This is a genomic window from Salinibacterium sp. SWN1162 (assembly GCF_015864675.1).
Taxonomy (GTDB): domain Bacteria; phylum Actinomycetota; class Actinomycetes; order Actinomycetales; family Microbacteriaceae; genus Rhodoglobus.
Window position 1 is genome coordinate 1,991,582 of sequence record NZ_JADYWT010000001.1, and the last position, 20,820, is coordinate 2,012,401.

General features: G+C 57.6%; 16 protein-coding genes. 4 read left to right on the forward strand and 12 right to left on the reverse strand.

Annotated elements, in window-relative coordinates:
• Positions 1–138 precede the first annotated feature (138 nt).
• Complete coding sequence (locus I6E58_RS09450) at positions 139–1,182, reverse strand: LuxR C-terminal-related transcriptional regulator (protein ID WP_197132608.1); 1,044 nt, start codon at positions 1,180–1,182, stop codon at positions 139–141.
• Positions 1,183–1,258: 76 nt separating this feature from the next.
• On the opposite strand from I6E58_RS09450, the gene I6E58_RS09455 reads away from it, so the two are divergent.
• Positions 1,259–1,879 carry a hypothetical protein gene (locus I6E58_RS09455; RefSeq protein ID WP_129071231.1) on the forward strand — a complete coding sequence of 207 codons (621 nt, stop codon included), beginning with the start codon at positions 1,259–1,261 and terminating at the stop codon, positions 1,877–1,879.
• Positions 1,880–2,565: 686 nt separating this feature from the next.
• On the opposite strand, the gene I6E58_RS09460 is transcribed toward I6E58_RS09455, so the two are convergent.
• Together I6E58_RS09460 and I6E58_RS09465 are read right to left on the reverse strand one after the other, a co-directional pair.
• Positions 2,566–3,567 (reverse strand): LLM class flavin-dependent oxidoreductase, encoded by a 1,002-nt coding sequence (locus I6E58_RS09460; protein WP_197132611.1) that lies wholly within the window; start codon positions 3,565–3,567, stop codon positions 2,566–2,568.
• Positions 3,568–3,669: 102 nt separating this feature from the next.
• Complete coding sequence (locus I6E58_RS09465; RefSeq protein ID WP_197132613.1) at positions 3,670–4,026, reverse strand: cupin domain-containing protein; 357 nt, start codon at positions 4,024–4,026, stop codon at positions 3,670–3,672.
• 640 nt (positions 4,027–4,666) lie between these two features.
• Here I6E58_RS09465 and I6E58_RS09470 point away from each other — a divergent pair.
• Entirely contained in the window at positions 4,667–5,062 is a 396-nt protein-coding gene (locus I6E58_RS09470) for a Rid family hydrolase (RefSeq protein ID WP_197132615.1), read from the forward strand.
• Between the two features lie 667 nt (positions 5,063–5,729).
• Here I6E58_RS09470 and I6E58_RS14355 read toward each other — a convergent pair.
• The gene (locus I6E58_RS14355; protein ID WP_255531488.1) at positions 5,730–5,855 is read right to left on the reverse strand and encodes a hypothetical protein; all 126 of its coding nucleotides are present in this window, start codon (positions 5,853–5,855) and stop codon (positions 5,730–5,732) included.
• Between the two features lie 451 nt (positions 5,856–6,306).
• Between I6E58_RS14355 and I6E58_RS09475 the strand changes: the two genes are divergently transcribed.
• Positions 6,307–6,894 (forward strand): hypothetical protein, encoded by a 588-nt coding sequence (locus tag I6E58_RS09475; RefSeq protein WP_197132616.1) that lies wholly within the window; start codon positions 6,307–6,309, stop codon positions 6,892–6,894.
• Positions 6,895–7,295: 401 nt separating this feature from the next.
• Here the strand turns inward: I6E58_RS09475 and I6E58_RS09480 are convergent, their stop codons facing one another.
• The 4 genes from I6E58_RS09480 to I6E58_RS09495 all read right to left on the reverse strand — a co-directional run bounded on the left by I6E58_RS09480 (position 7,296) and on the right by I6E58_RS09495 (position 11,531).
• On the reverse strand, positions 7,296–7,985 hold the full coding sequence (locus I6E58_RS09480; RefSeq protein ID WP_197132617.1) for a uracil-DNA glycosylase family protein: 690 nt from the start codon (positions 7,983–7,985) through the stop codon (positions 7,296–7,298).
• A gap of 43 nt (positions 7,986–8,028) precedes the next feature.
• Positions 8,029–9,147 (reverse strand): hypothetical protein, encoded by a 1,119-nt coding sequence (locus tag I6E58_RS09485; protein WP_197132618.1) that lies wholly within the window; start codon positions 9,145–9,147, stop codon positions 8,029–8,031.
• Positions 9,148–9,532: 385 nt separating this feature from the next.
• Positions 9,533–10,477 carry a hypothetical protein gene (locus I6E58_RS09490; protein WP_197132619.1) on the reverse strand — a complete coding sequence of 315 codons (945 nt, stop codon included), beginning with the start codon at positions 10,475–10,477 and terminating at the stop codon, positions 9,533–9,535.
• 367 nt (positions 10,478–10,844) lie between these two features.
• The gene (locus I6E58_RS09495; protein WP_197132620.1) at positions 10,845–11,531 is read right to left on the reverse strand and encodes a hypothetical protein; all 687 of its coding nucleotides are present in this window, start codon (positions 11,529–11,531) and stop codon (positions 10,845–10,847) included.
• A 183-nt stretch (positions 11,532–11,714) separates the two neighbouring features.
• On the opposite strand from I6E58_RS09495, the gene I6E58_RS09500 reads away from it, so the two are divergent.
• Positions 11,715–13,376, forward strand: a complete 1,662-nt coding sequence (locus I6E58_RS09500; protein WP_197132622.1) for a hypothetical protein — start codon at positions 11,715–11,717, stop codon at positions 13,374–13,376.
• 352 nt (positions 13,377–13,728) lie between these two features.
• Here the strand turns inward: I6E58_RS09500 and I6E58_RS09505 are convergent, their stop codons facing one another.
• The 4 genes from I6E58_RS09505 to brxL form a co-directional block, all read right to left on the reverse strand.
• On the reverse strand, positions 13,729–14,310 hold the full coding sequence (locus I6E58_RS09505; protein WP_197132623.1) for a hypothetical protein: 582 nt from the start codon (positions 14,308–14,310) through the stop codon (positions 13,729–13,731).
• Between the two features lie 352 nt (positions 14,311–14,662).
• Positions 14,663–16,393 carry a GTPase gene (locus tag I6E58_RS09510; RefSeq protein WP_197132633.1) on the reverse strand — a complete coding sequence of 577 codons (1,731 nt, stop codon included), beginning with the start codon at positions 16,391–16,393 and terminating at the stop codon, positions 14,663–14,665.
• Complete coding sequence (locus tag I6E58_RS09515; protein ID WP_197132635.1) at positions 16,390–18,519, reverse strand: GTPase domain-containing protein; 2,130 nt, start codon at positions 18,517–18,519, stop codon at positions 16,390–16,392. Before I6E58_RS09515 ends, I6E58_RS09510 begins: the two co-directional genes overlap by 4 nt.
• A 148-nt stretch (positions 18,520–18,667) precedes the next feature.
• Complete coding sequence (brxL, locus tag I6E58_RS09520) at positions 18,668–20,818, reverse strand: BREX system Lon protease-like protein BrxL (protein WP_197132638.1); 2,151 nt, start codon at positions 20,816–20,818, stop codon at positions 18,668–18,670.
• Positions 20,819–20,820 lie beyond the last annotated feature (2 nt).

Sequence of the window (20,820 nt, forward strand, 5' to 3'; positions counted from 1 at the left end):
CATCAAGTAAGCAATGGATGCGGTACCACTCTGTGGTGGAGAGACGCCGACGAGGGCACTCAAGTCGGCGTGGGCACGCTCACCAGAACACGTCAGCGACGCGATCGACGTGGCTGGAAGCTCGTCGAACTGCGATCGTTACCGAGTGACATCGCCGTCTGCCGCAGTCAACTCACGCAACCGAAGCACCGCAGCAGCACGACTCGTCACGTGCAGCACTCGAAAGACGCCTTCCAAATGCTTCTTTACGGTCGACTCTGACATGCCAAGCTCTTGGGCGAGTTCGTTGTTCGAACCACCCGTGCGCGCAAGCGCAATGACGACGTCAGCTTGGCGACGGGTGAGACCAGCTCCCAGAAGCGAAGCCGTATCCGCGGCGACATCCTGCTGCCGGCGCAAGAACAGCACCGTGGGGCCAAGCCGCACCGGATGCACAATGCAGTGCCATCGCTGCGTGCCGATCATTACGTCATGTTGAGCTTCTTCTTCCCGTTTCGAGTCGGCAGCGGCGACGATCGCTGCGAGCTCGTCCGGGACTCGATCTCCCACGTTCAGCACGTGCGATGACGACGCTTCCACCACCCCATCCGACCGGACCGACACCACCGCCCAGGCGTGACGATCCATCTCCGCATTCACGAGCAGGGCGCGCTCGGCGTCGAGCGCTGCGCGGTGATGCATCGCAAGGTGACCGCTGAGGGCGTTCATCACGGCGACGTCGCGATCGCTGAACTCCCCCATCCGCTCGCTGCGGTTGAGGGCATAGCCGACCACGACATCCGGCGGCGAGGGCAGCTCTACGACGAGCTGAAAGCGCACATCGAACGGCTCGTAAAAATGTCGATAAAGATCGGTGTCTGTGAAGTCAGCGGCGCCCTCAACGTCGCTGAAGCGAATGGCACCAAGCCCGGGCTTAGAAGTCGCTGCAGCAATCAGCGGATGCTGGTGAAAGTACTTGTCGTACTCCGGCTTCAACCGGGTGGCGACGGCGATCTCGGCGGCGGGCACAATCACGTAGCGAAAATCTCGCGCGGCCAGCACCATGTCATTGAAAGATGCGCTGTCGCAGTCGATGACTTCGCGCACCGCTTCGAGCACATCCGCGAAGTCGAGCGGCGGATGCGCGGTGAGCCGCCCGGCGACCCGAAGGACGGCCTGTGCGTCAGCATCGCTCAGTCCCATGCTTCAACACCCTACCCGCGCGCGTACGCCTAAAGACGTATTGCGGATTCTGGCTGCCGGTCGGCAGCCTTAAACCATGACTATGCCGCGCACGCCTTTCGCTCTCACTCCCCTCTCTGCAGTGCGAAGGGTTCGGGTTGCCGCGGTGGTGCTTGCCATCACGGCGACACTCGCGGCCTGCTCGACGTCGACCGACGACGATCTGACCGATACCGGCACGACGGATGACTCCAGCACTGCTGAGGAAACCGCGGGAGACGAAGCGGCGCCGGATGAGCCTGCCGCCGGTGGGCTCACCTCCGACGATGTTGGAAATGCCACCGTGATTGTTAACGGGGTCGAGTTCCCGGACTTCACCGGCGACTGCGAGATCAGCCGTCTCGGCGGCAAGGAGGATGTCGGAGACCTCAGCATGCCCGGGATCTTTACAATCGTCGGGATCGACAACGTGAAGGCCCACGAAGATGAGGCGATGAACTTCGTCGCGATCAATGAATCTCAGTTTCGATTCAACGACCTCGTCGGAGCAGCAGGCGTAGAAACCCCGGCACGAGGCGATATCGCTTCGCTCACAGAACTCGGCTCTCGAACCGCAGACGGAAGCCGCGACCTCGTCGAAGTGCGCTTCGCGGGCACGTTCGAAGACGGCACCCCCATCGAGGTGGACATCGTCTGCGAGCTGCAGAACGCGTTCTAATCGCTGGGATATGCGGGTGGCCATGACCACCACATCATGCTTGAGCACGCTTCCCTCAGCAGGCTGCGTGCCGTGTTCGCGCGAGCTGGCAAACTCAACCACCAAGTCCTCGCTGGCGCTCGCGGCGAGTGCATCGTCTGAGTCGAACATTAGCTCGGCGAGATGACCCTTGTGTAGAGATTTTAGACCGACGTCGGCCGCGTCGTCGCCGATGATCAGCAGCGTGCCGCCTTGCGCGAAGGCGGAGGCTAACGAACGAAACAGGCTTTACCTGATCCGCCGAGACAGGTGCATAAAATGCGAAGAAACGAGGTCGAAGCTTCGTGGATGCGAGGCCCATTGCGTCAGATTGTGTTGCTCCCAGTCGATGAGGGCCGCGGCATAACCAAAACCTCGATCCGATGGGCGAGAATTCCTTGCCACCGAGCCTAAACGAGACAAACGGAGAGAGACGCCGATCCTCGAAAATCCCTGCGCCGCCAGTTAAGACGGTGCCGCCCCCCATGCAGAAGTCAGGCTTGATGGGCCATCGAGTCCTGTTGAAGAGCTACGAAATCGTGGTGTGCGGCGAGATGTCGCCTGCCTGTGACACCGCTTCCCGTCCTCTTGTTCGGTCTCGTGTTCCGTGTTCCGTGTAATCCTCGTTTGATGGACTGAACCGCATGAATCGGTTGGAGCGAGTGGGCTCAGTTGGGTTCGTCCCGAAGTCGTGGCAAGATCTCGCTGCCGATAAGCTCAATCGCGTTGACAGGATCAGCACCGAGCGGTGGGCCGAACGATAAGTGTGAGACTCCGGCGGCTTTGATTTCCTGACAGCGCGAGACGACCGAGTCAGGATCGCCGCTAATTCCCAAGCGCAACATCTGCGGCGTTATCCCGGAAATGGCTTTCTCGATGTCTCCATCACGCAAGGCTTGGTCGCTCTCTGCGAAATCTTCCGGTACAAGTCCAGCGCGTGCCAACAGATACGGCGAGAAGGCGGCTCCGTAGTAGGCAAGCTTGAGTGCGAGCGCGCGATCGGCTTTTTCCTTGTCCTCGTCTACGGAGAGCCAAACGCATGCGGGAACGTCGATCGAATCCATCGATCGATCGATCGATGCCGCTCCGTCTTCAACATGCCTGCGAGCTGTCGTGAAGTGCTCCGGTGGGAACGATAGCGCGAGCACACCATCAGCCTCTCGCCCGGCGAGTTCAAGCATTTTCGGGCTCATCGCCCCCAGATATATGGGGACCTGTTGTGTCGGCATCCTTAGGTACGCGTGTTCAGTCCAGTCTGCGCCTGTGCCATCAATCTCGCTCGGACGCTGCCCCGCAAGGAGTGCCCGAATCGCACGGAGCGCTTCTCTGGTTCGGCTAAGCGGTCTTTGATGTTCAATTCCGATCCACGCCAGGAACTCACCCGCCCCGGCAGAAAGGCCCAGAAGGAATCGCCCGTTGCTAATTTCCTGCAATGTGGCTGCAGTCATTGCTAACTCAGCAGGATGCACCGAGTACGGATTCATGATCCCGATACCGAGGTGGATACGCTCTGTTTTGACCGCCAACGCTCCGACAAGCGCTGGTGCTGACCGCATCATGAGATCGTGTGATACCCACATCTGCTCAAAGCCGGCGACGTCGGCCGCAACAGCCGCCGAGGCGAGGGTCCGGATATCCAAGTCATTGTTGACGCGCAAGCTGAATCGCATGCCACCCATTCCTCTCGTAATTCAGTCTTAACGTTGGGCCAAGCTTCTCGATTTTTCCACCCCGGTTTCGGCGTGCCAGTCGATCAAAGGCAATGGGAGCGTTCAAACGGCTGTCTCAGCTGCCGCCGAATACTCATCGTCGCCAGAAACGAACCCAGGCGCGTTAATTACGAGATAGGTGCCATAGCCTGAGAGCTCGTACGGCACCCCGCGTGGCACAAGCAGAACGTTGCCTGCCTCAACGTTCTGTGACCGGTCGTCCCCCAGCTGAATCTCGACCGCCCCAGTCAAGACAACATATGCGCGAGTCGAGCGTGCTGTGCTCAGCCGCCGGTGACTCCCGGCGAGTTGAACCCAAGTGACGCTCATGTCGGCTTCAGAGGCGAGGGCGCGCATCACTAAGTCGTTCTCTGGCTCTTCGACTACTGCGACGTCAGCCGTGCGGATTACCTCTGTCATTGCGCTGTGCAGGAGAGAGTCGGGTCTGACCAGCTCACGTCAGCCTCCGCAGGAATCGCTGCGGGGCGGTACGCGGGAGCCAACTCAGCGTGAAAGTTTATGAACATCATTGTAATTTCTGTATTGACGGTCGTGGGGTCCGCACTGCAAAAGTCTGGTCCATCGCTGTGTCACACGACGAACAAATGACTGTTGATCAAAACGATAGTACACAAGGTAGCTTTTTGAACTATTGTGCGTCACGCGAACTGCTCAAACGCCGGCCGATGGTCAACCGGTGGAGCAACCATGCGAAAACGAAGCCAAGCGTGTCAAACGCCCCGATAATTAGGCGGCGAAGCGTGCGGGGTGGTGACGCCGTGACCGAGATTACCGACCGTGTAGACGATTTAGCCAGTCGAGACTTATCTCATCGGTACGCGATGTGCTTGACGCGAATGATTTAGACGCATGGCGGGCGTTGTTCTCAGACGAGGCAGCGGAGATGCAATGCTCAACGGCTGGGGCAGAGCAGGGCGCTGAACGCAATGCGCGACGTGGCATTCTTCGCGTGAACACAGGTTTCGGTGTTGCGAGCACCGGCGACTGCCAAGCGGCTCGTCGTCCGAGCTCACGCAAATAACCCTGCTATCTTGGCCTAATGCGTACTTTGGCAGCTTCGGAGGATCCATACGAGGCCATCTACGGCTATTCGAGGGCGATCCGAGTCGGGGATCATGTGCACGTGTCGGGAACGTCTGCACAGCCGCCGTTCATCGAGGGCTGCGATTCTTACACTCAAGCCAAAAATGCCCTAGCCATCATAGAAAAATCGCTTGAAGACGTTGGTGCGAACCTCGCCGCGGTCGTACGTACTGTCGCCTACGTCACGGATATCGCCGACATACCTCTTGTCGCTCGAGCCCACCTCGAAGCATTTGAGAAGATAAGACCCGCGTCGACAATCGTTGAGGTATCCGCTCTCGATCATCCTGCACGTACCGTTGAGATCGAGGCTTACGCGATCTGTTTGTCGCCTGAAGCCGAAATTACCTAGCGCGGACACGCCCGCTGGCCCCGACTGAGAGCAAGTCACCCGACAGCCCATCAGTCGATCAACTAGCGTCTCTGGGCAGTAAAGGTAGTGCGCGCGCCCGCTCGGCTCCGAATTGTGCGAGGCGGGCTTATGGGGAACGAGCGGCACGCAGGCTGATGACGATGACCTTGGCAACCTCGTGGACCAGAACTGCGGCGGCGAGTCCAAGAACACCGGCGATCGCCAGCAGAATGACGATAGCGCTCCCCTGTTCCCCGCAGGCGACACTCGCGAACCGAGCAAAGTGCCGGTCAGGAGGCGTTTCAGGAGGGGTTTTAGGTGGCCGGATCAAATCTCACTAACGAACCCCCATGAGCGAACCAATTTCTTCAAGGGCACCAACCTGTATCAGGCCCTCGGTCTTCAACAGATACGGCTCCGATGTCACCGCTCGTAGCCGCTGTTCTCTTTCGGTGAGCGCTCCGGAACGAACATCAATCTTAAAAGTTGAGCTCCCGCCCACGTTCAGAGGAACAAAGCACCCTCTTTGATCATCCTTATGATCGATTCGTCGTTATCGAACGCGTCCTCCCACGCGTCCAAGTCATTCACGTGTGTGAAACGCGATGGCTCCCACAGCGCACACATTCCGGTGCGAGTCGTCGAAAGAAAAGCAGGATGAGGTTGCTCAAAAATGGTCATGTTCTGACACCGTCGCCCGTTCGTCTTGATGCACTGCAGCCAGCTCTTCACCAAACGCTTCTCCAGCATCGCGCACCGGGATCTCGAAAACGCCAGCAACTCTGGTCTTCACTGTCACCTCGGATCGCCTCCACCCTGAAATTAGTAAGCTTCGCTCACCTGAAGTCTCATGTTAGTCAGACACCGTCTGGGAGAGGCGATTCTCCTAAGAATGCACAACGCGCGACCGCAGTCAGAACGCGCGTGGGCATAGAAAAGCCCCGGATTTCGTGAGAAATCCGGGGCACATTGTGGGCCGTTCTAAGAACTCAAATGATCACGAAAGCACGGGCCGACTTTCATCGCGTGAAATACGTTTTCCTCCGCAGCCCTTCGAATTTTCCTCTTTCCGAGTGTTGTCGGGCACATTCGCGAGCCAGCTATCGCAACGACAACGAGTCGACCAAGAATAACTGAGCCCCGTCCGCCTGATTCAAAGCATCGCCTAAGCGTGGGCTATCGAAAATCAGTCTCAAGCCCGCGTTCCTATCATCGCTGCCACCCATCCCGAGTATGGTCGGAGCATGGCAAAGTCCGGAAACAAACAGCCAGGCATTTATCGAGAAGCGGATAACTCCCCTATCTCCCAAGCCGAAGCGTTACGTGAATGGGCTACTGTCGCATTCGATGAGCTGGTCCGCACAGCCCACACGTACGACGCCTTCGTGACCTACAAAGAACTGGCGCTGCTGGTCCAAGAAAAATCCGGCATCCGAACGCGGGTCCTCATCACGAACTGGATCGGCAAGCTACTTGAGGAAGTGGCGATCCTTGCCCGGGACCGGGCGGAGCCTCCGTTGACCTCACTATGCGTCTACCAAGATGGCACGATCGGAGAACCCTACGCGCGGGCACCGAAGTCTGTCGCAGACAATCCCGGCGAGGACATCGAGATCTACGCCGCAGGGCATCGTCTTCTTTGCTACCAAAAGTACGCCAAGGATCTTCCATCTGACGGCGGGAAGCCCAACCTGACCCCGGCCGAACGCGCGCGACGCTCTCGTCGAACAGCGCCCAACCCACCCGCGGATATCACCTGCGTCAATTGTTTCGTTACGCTGCCTGCAACAAATACCTGCGACGACTGCGGGTGGTCCCCCGCGGCGGCTTGAGCGCAGCCCGGATCTTCTCTGAAAGGCACACGCAACTAAATTTCGTCTCAGTTGGAAACACTGATTGCTTCCGGAGAGCGAACGGATCGAACCGCAATCCTAAGGTGGGGCACGAGTGCGGAGCCCACCACAACCGGGAATTCAGTTTCCTAGCCCACAAGACCAAGCCCAGAACCAGCAACCTGCGTGATCTCCTACCCTGCCAAGCCGGCCTAGCTAGGCCGCTTACCCAATGGGAATCAAACCACTAAAGGGGCAGCGTCAAGGTGAAACTTCGATGATGCTCCAGCCCAAAAGCTGAGCGCCCACTGTTGAGCCCAGGATCTACTCGCGCGGCAGTGAGCACGATTGACCACCCCTAGACTCCTATCACCGCGGGTCGAAATGACCGCCAGCTTAGCTCAGAGGCTCCAGTCGACCATTGGATCGCTCCCCAGGAACGCGCTCACGTTTGCGAAAGGCGGGCGCTGGGCCAGAGTCTCTCTGTTTGCCCGTCCAGCTCGTGGATGCGCGTTCTTGAATACACGATGTCTTATGTTCGTCACTGGAATCTCGTCAATAATATTGTTGGCAAAGTCACCCCACGCGAGCCACGCGATCGGTCGCGTTTGATCATGGACCACGGCGAGCACTGCTGCCGTAAAGGACCACCAAAGTTGAAGGTCGGGCTTTCGCGCACCGACCTTATGAGTGAGTGCGACGTTGACAAGCAATACTCCGCGGTCTGCCCAACTCGTGAGGTCATCTCCCGTCGGCTCGATATTGAGATCACGGCGGAGACTCCCATACATTCGCGAAAGAGAAACCGGTCGAGGACCGCTGTAGCTGCTCGGAACTGAGAAAGCGAGACCATGCGCCTGCCCGGGGTCCGGGTACGGGTCCTCTCCTACAATGACGATTCGAACCGATGTGAGCGGCGTGCGGTGGAATGCTCGAAACACGTCGGCCCGCTGACCCGGAGAGACCATGCCGAGGGAGCCCAGTGCACCATAGATCGCATCTACGTTTGCATACAGCGAGCGCAAGTCAAACCCGCGTCCGAGGATCGCGGAGGCCCAGTCCGCCGGAAGCGTGGAGTAGCCGGGTGCCACGATCATCCTTCGGCGATCGTGCTCGATAGCACCAACCGAAGCATCAGCGTGGAGGCACGAGTGCGTTGAGACGGCGAGCGCGTCTTGGCCCGAATCTGAAGCCTTCCGGCATCCTTGTATCGATCTCCATCTTGACGTCCTGCGTCCAGGAATCGGCGTTGATTCCTGGACCGTGCCAATCGTCTTGGAGGTCGATGCGCGCGATCGGTGCTGCCCAACTGAGCACGTCACCGCGACTCGCGATTACGGAGCCTTGCAGAGCTTCGGGGAATCGATCGGTCACATCGTCGAAGTTCGCGGCGATGTTGCCGTCCAGATATGGATATCCGATTCCAATGTCGTAGTTTGCTTGGTCAACCGTTTCAGCGAACGGCGCAAACGAGTGACGCCCAACGAATGTTTGACCATATACATATGACGTGCCATCAATTGTGGTTTGGCCGCAGACGACTCGACAGTCCCCTCCCGGAGCGCGGCTATCCATCCAATGCCGCGATTGGGTCAGACCTGCAGGCTCTTCAGGGTGCAACGGGGAGTTCATGCCTGGCTGACTAAGAAGCGGAAATCCCGTCCACTCGTTACGCGCGTCTCGGTGAACCATTTCGGGTGAAACTTCGGCATAGAAGCGCAGGACCGACATCATGGTGCCAGTTACCTCGTGTCCCTCAAGGTTTGCTTGATACGCTGATTCAAGCTTCCGCGTAGCGGCCCGAAGTTGTGCAACGACGTGGGCGGGGATGTCATCCCAGACTGCGTACACCCTCATGCCTAATGAGCCGCCGACGAGACTCATCTCGTCGCTGGGGCGCACTATGTGAAGTACGTGTTGAGAGACATTGCGTGCAAATTTGACGGCGTCGACGAAGTCGGCAGCAGGGTGTCGTTGCCCGGCGAAGAGGTCCTTGTAAGCCCCGGATTCAGCGATCGAATTTGTGAGAAGGTCGTTGAGCGTCTGCGCTGCGACTAGAAAGCTACGTACTCGTGGACCTAGGTCACCTCCGCGAGCCGTTTCTGCGTAGTAATCCGCAAGGGACCTCTGGAGGTCGCGCATTGCTTCGCGTAGCGGCATGAGTTCAGCGGCCTCTAGGCGAACGAGGGGCAGGGGTGCCGCTCCTCCGGCAGCAATGCCCGGCAGCCCACCGGATTCTCTATCAGTAGTCATGATGCCCTGGGCTCTCTCCCTTGCGAGTAGATCCTCGCATTCGAAACCACTTCTGCATTGCTTCGCGAATACCTTCGGTAATGCGGGCAATTCCGCGAGCCGTTGAGGGGTTTTGACCTCGAATTGGCGCGTGAGGTCATCGTTCGGGGTGAGCTTGCCGATGAATTGCTTTACACGTCGATGAATGCAACTGAGTTCAACGAGTTGAGTAACCTGCCGCATGCGCCTGAGCGCGGAGCCACGCAGACCGATTTGCTTCCCATGTCCGGGTCTGTGCCGCATGATCGACGGAGGTGCGCCTACCGGATGATCCTCGCCGCTTTTCAGGCTTCCCCACATCTTCGCGTTTTGCGGAAGTGCTTGCCAACTTTTTCATGACCACAGACTAACTCTCCCGACTGTCATTTGGCTGCAACGGCGCCAGCCATGATTGCGCCTCTTGATCTGAAGCGAGCACGAGAGCGAACGCCCGCGCCATCGCCAAGATCACGAATTTTTGGGTCGTCGCGATGGATCCGTCCTGTGCATTATTTACGCTGAGCATACCGAACTGAGTCTTCTCAGTCTTAACGGGCAACGAGATAAAGGTTTTGTACTCCTTAGTCGCCCAGTCGAGATCGTCGATCTCTTCGGGGTAGTGGCGGACCGATGGTGATTCATCTGCGCCATTCATGACCGACCAGATCGAGTGGCCAGGCTGCTCAGACTCGTAAAAACCTCGCGTCGGCTTATCGGTTCGAGGGAACTCTGTCGAGTGAACTGGATCGCTCAGAATGCGCATGCCCTGCTCGTCATAGCTCAAGGTGAAGTACGTAGCGCGCGTACCCGTTCCGACTGCCTTCGCGGCCTGCAAGGTAAGCATTTGGGGTAGTTCCTCGACCAGAGTCTTATGAGCTACTCCGCTCCGAGTTGCAGCGCGTATAGTCGAGGCCATTAATGCGGCCAGGGCGCTCACTGATGCCGCCGCGGTGTCCTCCGCGGCACGGCGCTGTGCTTCTACGTCTGCGACTTGGAGCGCCGTGCTGCGTTTGTCATAAACGTCTGCAATCTTGTCGAGAACAACGGCTACCGCGATGAGGACCGCGCCCACAGGGATTGCAAAGTTGAACAGCCCCCACCATCCGATGAGTTCCCCGTTAGCGTCGACAACGTCCTCTCGGGAGAAGCTGATCAGCATGGCTCGCACCGGCGCCAGAACGGCGGCGACGAGTGGCACGATGATGAGTAAGTGCTTCTCCCGCAGTCGAAAGGAAAATGCGCCAAGCAGTTCCATTAGCTGGCCTGTTTCCTTGGGGACACCCGGCTCAATCGTCTGAAGTGTCTTTGCCATGTGCCTATCGTGGCAGAAGAGTCGCTCACCATTGGGACCTTGGAGCGGGAGTCTTCGCTGGTCGATATGGATGGTCAACGTCCGCTTCCAGGCGCGGCCAACCGGCTATGACGGCCTTCAGTTGTCTGGCTCGATTAGTGGTTTCCGCGCCGTCAACTTCTCGCCGATAACGCCTCTTATGTCGTCGGAGTGATGAGTTCTAAACATGGCGCCTCATTAATCGGCCAACCCCGATCTGGAGAATTCCGCAGTCGGATCGTTCACTTTTTTATTTATCCCTGGTCCCAGTTGCCGCTCGCGTCTCAATCCCTCCGCCACCACGAGGCCCGAAGCTGCGGGTTGCATGGATCGGAGCGACCCGTGATTCTTACTGCCACGGCTTGCGGTTGTGGATCTCTTCGCTCCGCACATCGACCCAAATGCCTTCCCCGTCCCGGCGGTGGAACTCATATCCGAGCGTCGTGAGGAGAAGACTTGTCGACTCAAGGCTCAACCCGAAAACCTTGTTGAGTTCCGTTTCAGTCCATTCGCTGCGCGAAAGAACCTTCTGACGAAGCTCGTCGTCAAGTTGCTCGGTGCGAACCCAATCCGCGGCAAGACGATGGATGTTAGCAAAATAGCGTTTTACGCCGAGCTGCCACACCCCAAGCGCGAGTACGCCGTACCCCCATATCTCCGCACTCAGCCGTATCGATGAAATCAAGTACTCGGGCAGCAGCGGCACAAATTCACCGCCACCGCCGCGGCCACCGCGTCCGGCTTGCAGCGTGGGTGGATCTGCATGTGCTTCATCGCCAACTATCTCCAGCACACCCTCAAGGGTGGCGGAGTCGTCGATGAGAATCGTGAAGGTCACCCCAAACTCGGGGTCCTCAAAATCAATAAATGGCAATGCTAAGTCGTGTCGGATATCGACTCCAGCTTCGTGCGCTGCTCGCTCGATGGCTTCGTTGTAGTTGCTGTCGGGCTGTCCGGCTACGCAAAGCGGCACGAGCTCCCGACCGCCTGATTCAGTCCGTTGCGAAACTGCCAGATTAATTCGAATCGATTCCATTCCGCGACCTTATCGTCATCTACCCGCGGTATGTCAAAGCTCGTTGTCCCCCGGTACTGCCGCGACCAGATGACGCGCCACAATCGCGCGGGCAGCGGCTCATCGAACTTACTTACCCTGGTGGCGCGCGACGCACGTGTCCGATAGACGAAGCGTGTCTGTACCTACCGCTAACCTTTTGGAATGTCTACTACGACAAATGCTCGTGATCTGATCAAAGCTGGAGAATTCGATCTCGCGCTGACCGAGCTTCGTGAGACGTTGCACCGCTTCCTCGACGAGGGTGCCGACCCCGAAGGTACGAGGCTTTTGCACATACTTTCGAAGCCTTCCTATGGGAATTTAGCTGCCGCATTCGACGCCGAGGATGTTCTCAAATTGATGGAGCGCGCATCTAGGCGCGCTTGGGCAGAGGACGCTGCAAAGCGGGAGCTGTTCAATCCGGACAGGCGCATCGCCGCGCATTGGGAAACGTTGAAAGCGATGAGATGGCTGAGAGGCGCGGTCGAGCAGGATCGCAGCATTGAACTTGTTACCTTGAGGATTCGCGCTGAGAATGCGCGCATCACGAAGGTAAAGAGCCGCCTTCTCTGGATGGAAAAGGTAGGTACGGTTCATTTCTCTGGAGATTCAGTTGGCGCTGGTCGCGCACCAGATCTTCCGAAAATCTCTGACCCCGTCGGCGATGTGCCCTTATTCAAGTCTTACTACACGTCGATAGGCGACATGGACGATATCCAGCTCGCTTTTTTTCAGGACTTTGAGAAGCGGCACCTGGCCGGCGATTATGTCGAGCTCGAAGGACAGTGGAGCTACGCATTTGCCTTCCTTTCCAAGGTCGAGGAAAACCTTGATGAGAACTATCAAGCGCTTCGATCAACTTACGAACGCTTCGAACAGGAATATCCCGACACAACGCTGGCGCAGGCGTGCAAATTTCGGCGCGCTTCGGTTCACTTCCTACTTAACGACTGGCAGGGCGGGTTTGACGTGTTGAATCCTACGCTTCCAATGGACGTGTACGTCACGCTGGCGCCCATGGTGGAAGATGATCGTTTGCAGGCCGCCACCGTCGAAGGCTGGATGTTGAAGGATCATATGATCACCGGTTCGGCCCACAAGCTGAAACATGAAGTTGATCAGGTTCTCCAAAGTCTCCTCGATGCCGCCCACAGCGAACTGGGTTGCAGTATCGTTTTTGATTTATGGCAGAGATTGTTCGTCGAGCGCGGACGTGGAACGAGTACCGTTGCCGTCGCCGAGGAGTGCGGTGGGTTTATCACGCAAGAAGAGATCGACAGCTACCTTGAGCATCACGACGCAATGATCGAACGAGACCTGGCGTACCCAAGTCCAAAATTTAGGTTTGGTGGGCCGCTACACGGTCTGGACTGGCCGTTAACATTCTGTCGCACATACTGGTTTTCTCAGATTGTACGAGCCCGTATGCGCTCTCTCTATCGTGATGCCGAGAACATAGCGCGCTCCAATGCTGGCTTGCCCGCTGTAGGCGAAGCGTGGGTCTCCGAGGTCCTACTTCTTCGCTTGGTACGCGAAGCGTTCCCCGAGTACCGTGTCCTTCACCAAGGTCGCCCTGGTTGGCTCGGGCTGCAGTCTTTGGACATCTATCTTCCGGATCAGAACATCGGGATTGAGTATCAAGGGGTGCAGCACAGCTCTCCTGTGAACCGATTTGGTGGACAGCTCGCCTACGAACGGCAGTTGGAACGCGATGCTCGCAAGCGAGCCTTATGCCAGGAGAACGGTTGCCAGCTAGTCGAGGTTCAGCCTGACTATCAACTAGCTGAGGTCATTGCTGAGATTCAAGAGGCAGTCGATCTGTAGTCCATTTAGTAGTGGTGAAATAGTTTGGGCGATCCGGTACCGAACGTCACCCGGACACCTGTTGTCTCCATCGGCTCGCTAGTGGCTCACCACGATTTACTGTCTCAACAGACTGGTCCGGCAATAGGCCCGGTGAAGGTACCCCAGTTGAGACGCCAACCGAAACGGTGGAGGTCTCGCTAGCCAGTCGGTCAAGGGACCGGCGTCTCAGAAACTCGCAATGCTCAGTTCGCCGCTCGCTACTCCCTTTGGGCTTCGCGCCCTCGCGATTAGCATCGCGAGGGTGTGGCGTGCAGTGCGCAATATCCACATATTCGCCCCCCGCAGATGGGAGCCAGCCGGCGGATCGAAATCACCCCCGTGATGGAAGACCCCGAAGCTTTCGCAGCCGAGTATTGATGTAATAACCCGTTGACTCTGGTTCATGGCCAAATATCATGTTCGTAGTAATTGTTTCTCGCTCTGCGACCATGACAAAGACCGGAATCATGCGGTAGTCAACGACCCGAGCGGCCCTCGCCAAAACCTTGGCGAGCTGCATACCTTTCACCTTGTCGAGGTCGAGATTTGGCTCGACGATCTGAAGAGCGCGTCGCACAGAAGCCAGCGCCTGCACGGCTCGCGCGTGCTCCTTTCGCCCTTCCGGATGGTCTTGGTACCAGGGCACCCGCGCTTCCGCCTGAACCCGCTTGGCGTTGCGCTCGGCGAGTCCCCTAGAATCCTCGACTTCCACCCAGTCCTGGACTTCCAAACGCAGTCTCCGCGCCAAATCAGATTCGGTCACCCCGTCCCTATGGCCTTCAAGGATGTCCTTCATAAAGTGATCCGCAAAATGCGGGAACGAGGCTTCGGACGTCAGCCCTACTGCAATCTGGACATCTTTGACGTAACAGAAAATGGATAACGCTGCGACCGGCCATTTTGCGTTTGGCATCTAGGATCCTTCGGTTCTGGTTTCCGAGCCCGATGTGAGCTCTGACCTAGATGTGCGCGGCATTTTTCAAAACCGCCGAAACTAATTCGCGCACGCCTAAGATCACCAAGCGAGCAACGATTGCTTCAATGATTCCGGCGACCGCTCCAACACATTCGGATCTTCAACCTGGGTCACGAACGGCGGCTTAGTTTCTCGCTACGTTTGCGGCTAGCAGCCAGCGGCACCATCGCAATCGGCAAGGGAAGAGTAGCTAAGCGCGTTGTGGCAAACCGCAATATCGCGCTGCTGCCGGGCACAATCCGGCCGGCTACGCTGCGAACCGGGCGCTGAAATTTCGCTTCTCGACGACTTAGTCGCGCTCACCGGGCCTACGGACCCCGACGCTTCCAGCCAGAAGACTGTCTGCCTCTGACGCGATTAACCCCAGTTCACGGGAGGCTGTTCCCCGAGATTCGCTGGCGCCGAGTATTTCATCCTGTGTCGCCTGGATATCCGAGATAAAGGCGTCCATGGGAGGCGTAATCATTTCCCACAATTGCTCGCGCGCATCGGCCGCGATTTTCTCGGCGAGTCCCATTATTTCGGTGACGAATGCCGAGTGTTGACGCTCGCTTTCTATTTGAGCGCTTCGAGCTGCGCGATCATCTTTCAAAACCTCGTAGCCCGCGAAGCCAATCTGGATTGCGAATCCGCCGAATTTGGCGGCCTTGCCAATCTTGTCAGCGACTTTCAAGGCTTCCCACGGCTTAAACTTCTTCCCGAACACGTGGCCAACATCCTTGACGACATTGTGTCCAACCGAGCCTGACGCATTTTTCAGCCCGTCACCCGCACCCCACCATGTCTGCCCTTTCTTGAGCTGATCAGCTATGGAGAGCCAGTTGACAGGTCGAGCGACGCGGCCGTCCGAGGATGCGGAAGCGTGAGAATTCTCCAGCGCATCTGGTCCGCGCAGTTCCACGTCTTTCTCCGGGCGAACTAGCTGCAACGCGCGGTTGCTTTGCCCGATCTCCAGAAGCCGCTCCGACAATTTATCGAATTGCATCTCTGTGAGCCGATTGATCTCGTGTGCAAATTTCTCAGCATGCCCATCAAGTGCGACCACTAGTTTCGTCTCAGCCGCAGTTAGGGTCTCGTCAGCTTGCGTATCGCCCGCTGGAAGAGTGGTCGCGGTGTCCACAAATGCCCTAACGTTCACCAAGCACGCGGATTTAAATTTGGACTCGGATAAAATGAGCGCTTGTTCGATCATGTGTCGACGCTCGGTTATTGCTGCACGTTGAGAGGCAAGCAATGTAAGCGCGGACTGCGCTTGCGGTTCTTCCGCGAAGAGTTCTTGAGCCTCATCACACAGCTGGCGCACTAGGTGCAATGGTTGGCGGAGCTGAGCTAACTCTCCGCGGTCCTCACTGATCTTGTTTATTATTGCGCGCAGCTCATCCATCCCCGAGTGCGAACGGAGTATCTCTGCCCTGGCACCCCCATCTAGGCTGCGCAGATAATAGACAGAGTCGACCTCAGCGATCGGCAGATTGAACGTCGACGTGCCCAGCGCTTCTTGAACCGCTTTTTCCCTGATGCCCTCCGCCGCAGCTTGCTTGCTTGTTTGGGTAATCACGAGAATCATCTGCCCGAACAGCTGAAGTTCGTTCGCTAGGTAGCGAAGATAATCTCTCGATGCATTATCAAAGAGGTTGACTGTGATGACGAAAAGTACGAAGTCCGCGGTGCCGATTGCTTCGAGTGCCAGTTTGTCGTGACTGCGGAGCCCTGATTGAACCCCCGGCGTATCCACGAGAATGACTGCGCCGTCCCACTCATAGTCCGTGACTTCATCTGTAGCGATGTCCGCGGCGATGGCAGGGTCGATCACTCCGTCGGACAGTGCTTTGATCAGGCTCGACTTTCCGCTGCTGTACTGGCCAGTAACAACCATTCGCGGTTTCTGTCGAGGTTCAATTCGTAGGCGGCCGAGAATCTCAGCAGCGCGAGTATCCGTCGTCGACCGCAAGACGCGCTCAAGCCGGGCAGACAACGCTTGAGAACCCGCTGGCAGATCGTGAATCAGAACGTTCGTCATAGTTGGCCTCCGCCAGTCTCTCTAATGTGTACGTCGACTCCGGCATGTACCGCAGCCAGAGCTTCCCAAGCCTCTCGGATCCCCGGCGCAGGATTAGCGTCGAGGCTGACATCTAGTTCATCCGCAGTCAGCCGATTGATTGTCAATGCATGATTCGTGAGACGTCGAATAATCTGAAGCGCATTGGTTCCCGGGAACCCGTTCGCTGAGGTCGGGATGATGCGATCGACCGTCTCTTCCAGAGGGAAGAGCACAAGCTCGCTGTAGGCCGCGTCCGAGAGCTCGACTGCGATTCCAGCACCTCTCCATCGAGTGGCCCGTGTTACGGCTGTCGCCGCTCGCACGCGACCTGAATTACGCAAAAGTTCACAAGCCAATTCGGCGTCAATTTGCATGATTGCCGGTTCGAGTTCCTCAAACAAGAACTGCTGCAATACGTCAGCAGTACGCTGCAAGATCGCACACGACGTAGCTTGTCGGGAGACCTCGCTGTCGACTGCGTCTAGCCACTCTCGCCTGACGGTTTCGTTTGCAGTTTCGAGATCCTCCCGGAGTTCCTCAAGCAGTTCCGACACCTGGGCGCGTACCTTTTCTCGACGACGCTTGTGAACTTCTTCGGCACTTCTGAAAGTCTTATCGCCGATCCAATCGATGAGCTTGTTCACCCCGACGAGCCCCGCCACAAGTCCGACCACGGACCCGACGACTAAACCAATGGCGTTTCCTAGACCGGGCCCTAGTGCAGTTCCCGCCAGCGCTCCAATTTTTGCGCCAAGGAAGAGCCCGCCCATTCCGACAGCGAAGCGCCCGCCTGCCTTAACTGCGCGATTACCCCAGATACTTGCGCGACTGTTAAGGCCGCGAAAGCTGCCGGTGTCGAACGCCGCCCAATCTTCAGCGACATCGACAGCAATCATCTGCAGGTCCGACTCCAGCGTCCCGCTTATGGCGGAAACGGATTTCTTGAGTTCCGCACGGAGTAGTTCAACCTCCTCATCAAGATGCCGATTAAGCGCATCCACTCCTTGATCGACATCGACGTGATCCGCCCATCGTTCACGAGCACTAATCGAACTATCGAAGGAAGCTTTTAGTTCCTCACTGGCATCATTCACTCTTCGAAGACCCTGCGTGCGGAAGTCGTTCTGCAATCCCGTTGCCACCGCCGCTCCCCTGCGCGCCGCCTCATGGGCGTTCTGGGTCGCACTGATCGTATCCATGAGTTCGGTTCTAATGCTGTCGGAGATGCTGATGAGCCGCCTCTGGTCGACCGTGCGTTGCGCTTGGCTGCGGAGCTCATCGAGGAGCGCGTCGATACGGCTGTTGGTGTGCAGCTTTCGGGACTCGTTGTCGCTGAGGGTTCCAGAGATAGCTACCAACGCAGCCTGAGCATGAATCGGCACAGCGCGGATGTAGCGGCTACCTGCCCGAGCGAGATGCCGCCGAATCGGTGCAAGGTTCCCCAGCGCATCGCCGCCGAATGTAAGCTCAGGGTCTTCCAGCATGTTGCCTAGACCGGGTTCATCCGAAACGTCTTCGCGACAGTTCAGCGCTACGATAATCGGTTTCCCGAGGTCAGCCAGTGCTTCCAGCGCGCGACCAACTTGCTCCTGGACCGCTTGATTGGTCGCCACCCATAGAATCAGATCAGCATTAGCCACTTCGGCGAACGCGGCCTCGTAGTCTTCTTGACCATCCATCGCCCCGACACCAGGAGTGTCAACCACTTCGATGTCGAGCCCTGCTGCGGAGCGCGCACACGAATCTCGGGAAAATCGCTGTCCGCCCTCCCCCACGCGCGATCCATCCCCCTCAGACAGAAACTCAAAAAGCGTACTTTTGCCTGCCATTGTTTGCCCCATGAGGACAACACGCATTGGTAGCTCGACATCACGCTGTGCGAGAGTTTTGCGCACCGCGTCCAAGTTTTCTTTTCTAGCCTGCAGACAGTCCAAACTATCCCCGAGCCACGCTCGATGCTCCGTTGAACTGTCCTGAGCAGAGATTTCCTGTAGCGCTATATCTAAGGCGCCAGCAACAGCATTAGCCGAAGCCAGCGCCTGAGCCTTGAATGCCGCTGGAGTGGTCTTTGCCGACTCATCTGCTCCAAAGTATTGTTCGCGCACCCACTCCAGACCTGGCGCGCTGGGTTGGCTCGAAACACGCGACGTCACTAGAGCATCTTCGCGAGGTCAGGTCGAGTCACGCACAGAGACGTCTTTTTCGATCTCGAAGTACGCGCATGAAACCGTGAGCGCCGTAGGCCTGAATTCATCACTTCTCCCGAATGTAAGTCACGCCGAACGCACGCACCTGGCGGAACTCCTGGCGGCTCGTGCCGAAGTCGAACCAACCACCGTCAGACTTCTGGAAGATATCGAGGCCACGCCCTAGGTTGATTCGCCAGCCGCCATCTGTTCGGATCCATCGGTCGTGGCCGCCAGGATCCTTCGCCACGTTTACCTTGATGCCCTGCTGTTCGGCACCCAGCACAATGTCTTGCAGCATTCGAAGTTGCTTGGGCTGAAACTCGGGGTCCTCGTCGAGGACTGTGAACAGATTGAAGATCACTTCGTCAGCCGGATCCTTCGCAGCTGCGATGCCCGCGAGCAACTCGACGAGGTTGCGACCCTGGTGTCCCAGGCGGATGTAAGGATCGTGCAATTCAATCTCGGTTGCGCCCTCTAGGTATGGCATGAGCAGAGTCTCGTAGGAGATGCCACGCTGATTCTCTGCGAAGTCGCGCTGCCCTTCAGAAAGCTCTATCGAAGCGGCCTCCGTCTCCACGCTCGCCGGCGCCGTCGCCTGAGCTAGGCTCGGAGCCGAAACCTCAGATGCGTCGGAGGATGATGCGACTCCCGTGGGCGGGGCGACACGATTCCGGTAGTAGTGCGACGGATACTCGTCCTCTTCAAGAGTGGTTACAGCAGACCACTCTCCAGCGGGCGACTCATAGCCGAAATTCACCGCAGCCATGGTGGTGTCCATGCGCAGAATTTGGTCTTTCACGCGCTTACGGCCTTCGACCGCGAGTCGCAAAATCTCTTCGATCTCCGCCGGCGTCGCGTCTTCATGAGGGTAGAGCAGCTTCATCAGTCCGGAGAAGGTCTTGTGGATGCCGTCGCGGTCGCGAGTCGAGATGTCTGACCCCAGTGTGAAGTACTGCTGATAGCGGTCCGAGTAGTCGAGGTTGCGCATCGACTTCAGCACTTCGGCGATGTAGTCGACGACAAATCCGTAGCCGTTCGAGAACATCTCGTTGCGGATCGTGTCCACTTCCCACCCGGGGATGTAGAAATGCAAGCGATCCAGAAATGCCGGGTCGTGGTAGCTCTCCGGAAGCTCATCAAAGAGGTCTGAGTGCTTGAGCATGTAGGGCACCGTGTGTGACGTGTTGCCTATGAAGACCATGGAAGCCTCTGCCCCGAGAGTTTCAACACCGCGAGAGAACGACTTGTTGGCCATGTAGTTCTTCATTATGTCGACGAGCGCTTTGTCAGTGCGCTTTTTCTTACCTGCAAACTCGTCAAACGCGACAACATCCCAGTAACCGACGAGCCCGAGGCGGCCGTTGGAGTTGTTCACGAACAGCTTCGGCACGGTTACTTCTCCGCCCGAGACGAGCATGCCGTGCGGTGAGAACTCTGAGTAAATGTGCGACTTGCCGGTGCCCTTAGGGCCCAGTTCTACGAGGTTGTAGTTGCGTTCGGCGAACGGGATCAAGCGAACAAGTTGAAGCAGCTTCGCTCGGCGACCAAACATCTCAGGGTTGAACCCGATCGACTGGATGAGTAGGTCGATCCATTCATCGGATGTAAATTCAGCCCGCGCGGCAAGGTAGCCCGCGGGGTCGAAGCTCGACATTTGGATTGGCTTCAAGCTCCCCAGAATCCACGGCGATACCCTCGCATCGTCGGAGTGGAAGTACTCGACGTCGCACAAGCACCACACACCGCCGACGAGCAACTTCTGATGCGCGTTCAATGTTGCCGAGTCGACTACGACGCCGCTGATACCCAGATTCGCGAACGAGGCTTGGTAGAGGTCGTCCTTCTCGTTGAGCGTGACGCTGACCTTGTCAATGATCCGGTAGCGCCCGCGCTCCTTAATCTTTGACTTGACCAGTTCGGACTCGTTGCGGTGCACATAGTGGTCGGCGAGGATCTTCCGAACGGTTTCGATCCCGGCCTGAATCGTTGCTTCGTCATCGGATGCCGCATATTGCCCGAGCAAATACTCCAGTACATAGGAGGGCACGATCGCGTTTCCTTTGACTGCTTTGACGAGGTCCTTGCGGACGACTGATCCGGCGAAGTGCTCGTTGATCTTTCGGTCAAGCTCGCTCGGTTGCCGACTGCTGTCAGTAATCCCACCCAGATCGTCCTCTACGGCAGCCACGTCAGTCAGGTCGATATTCTCGGTCATCA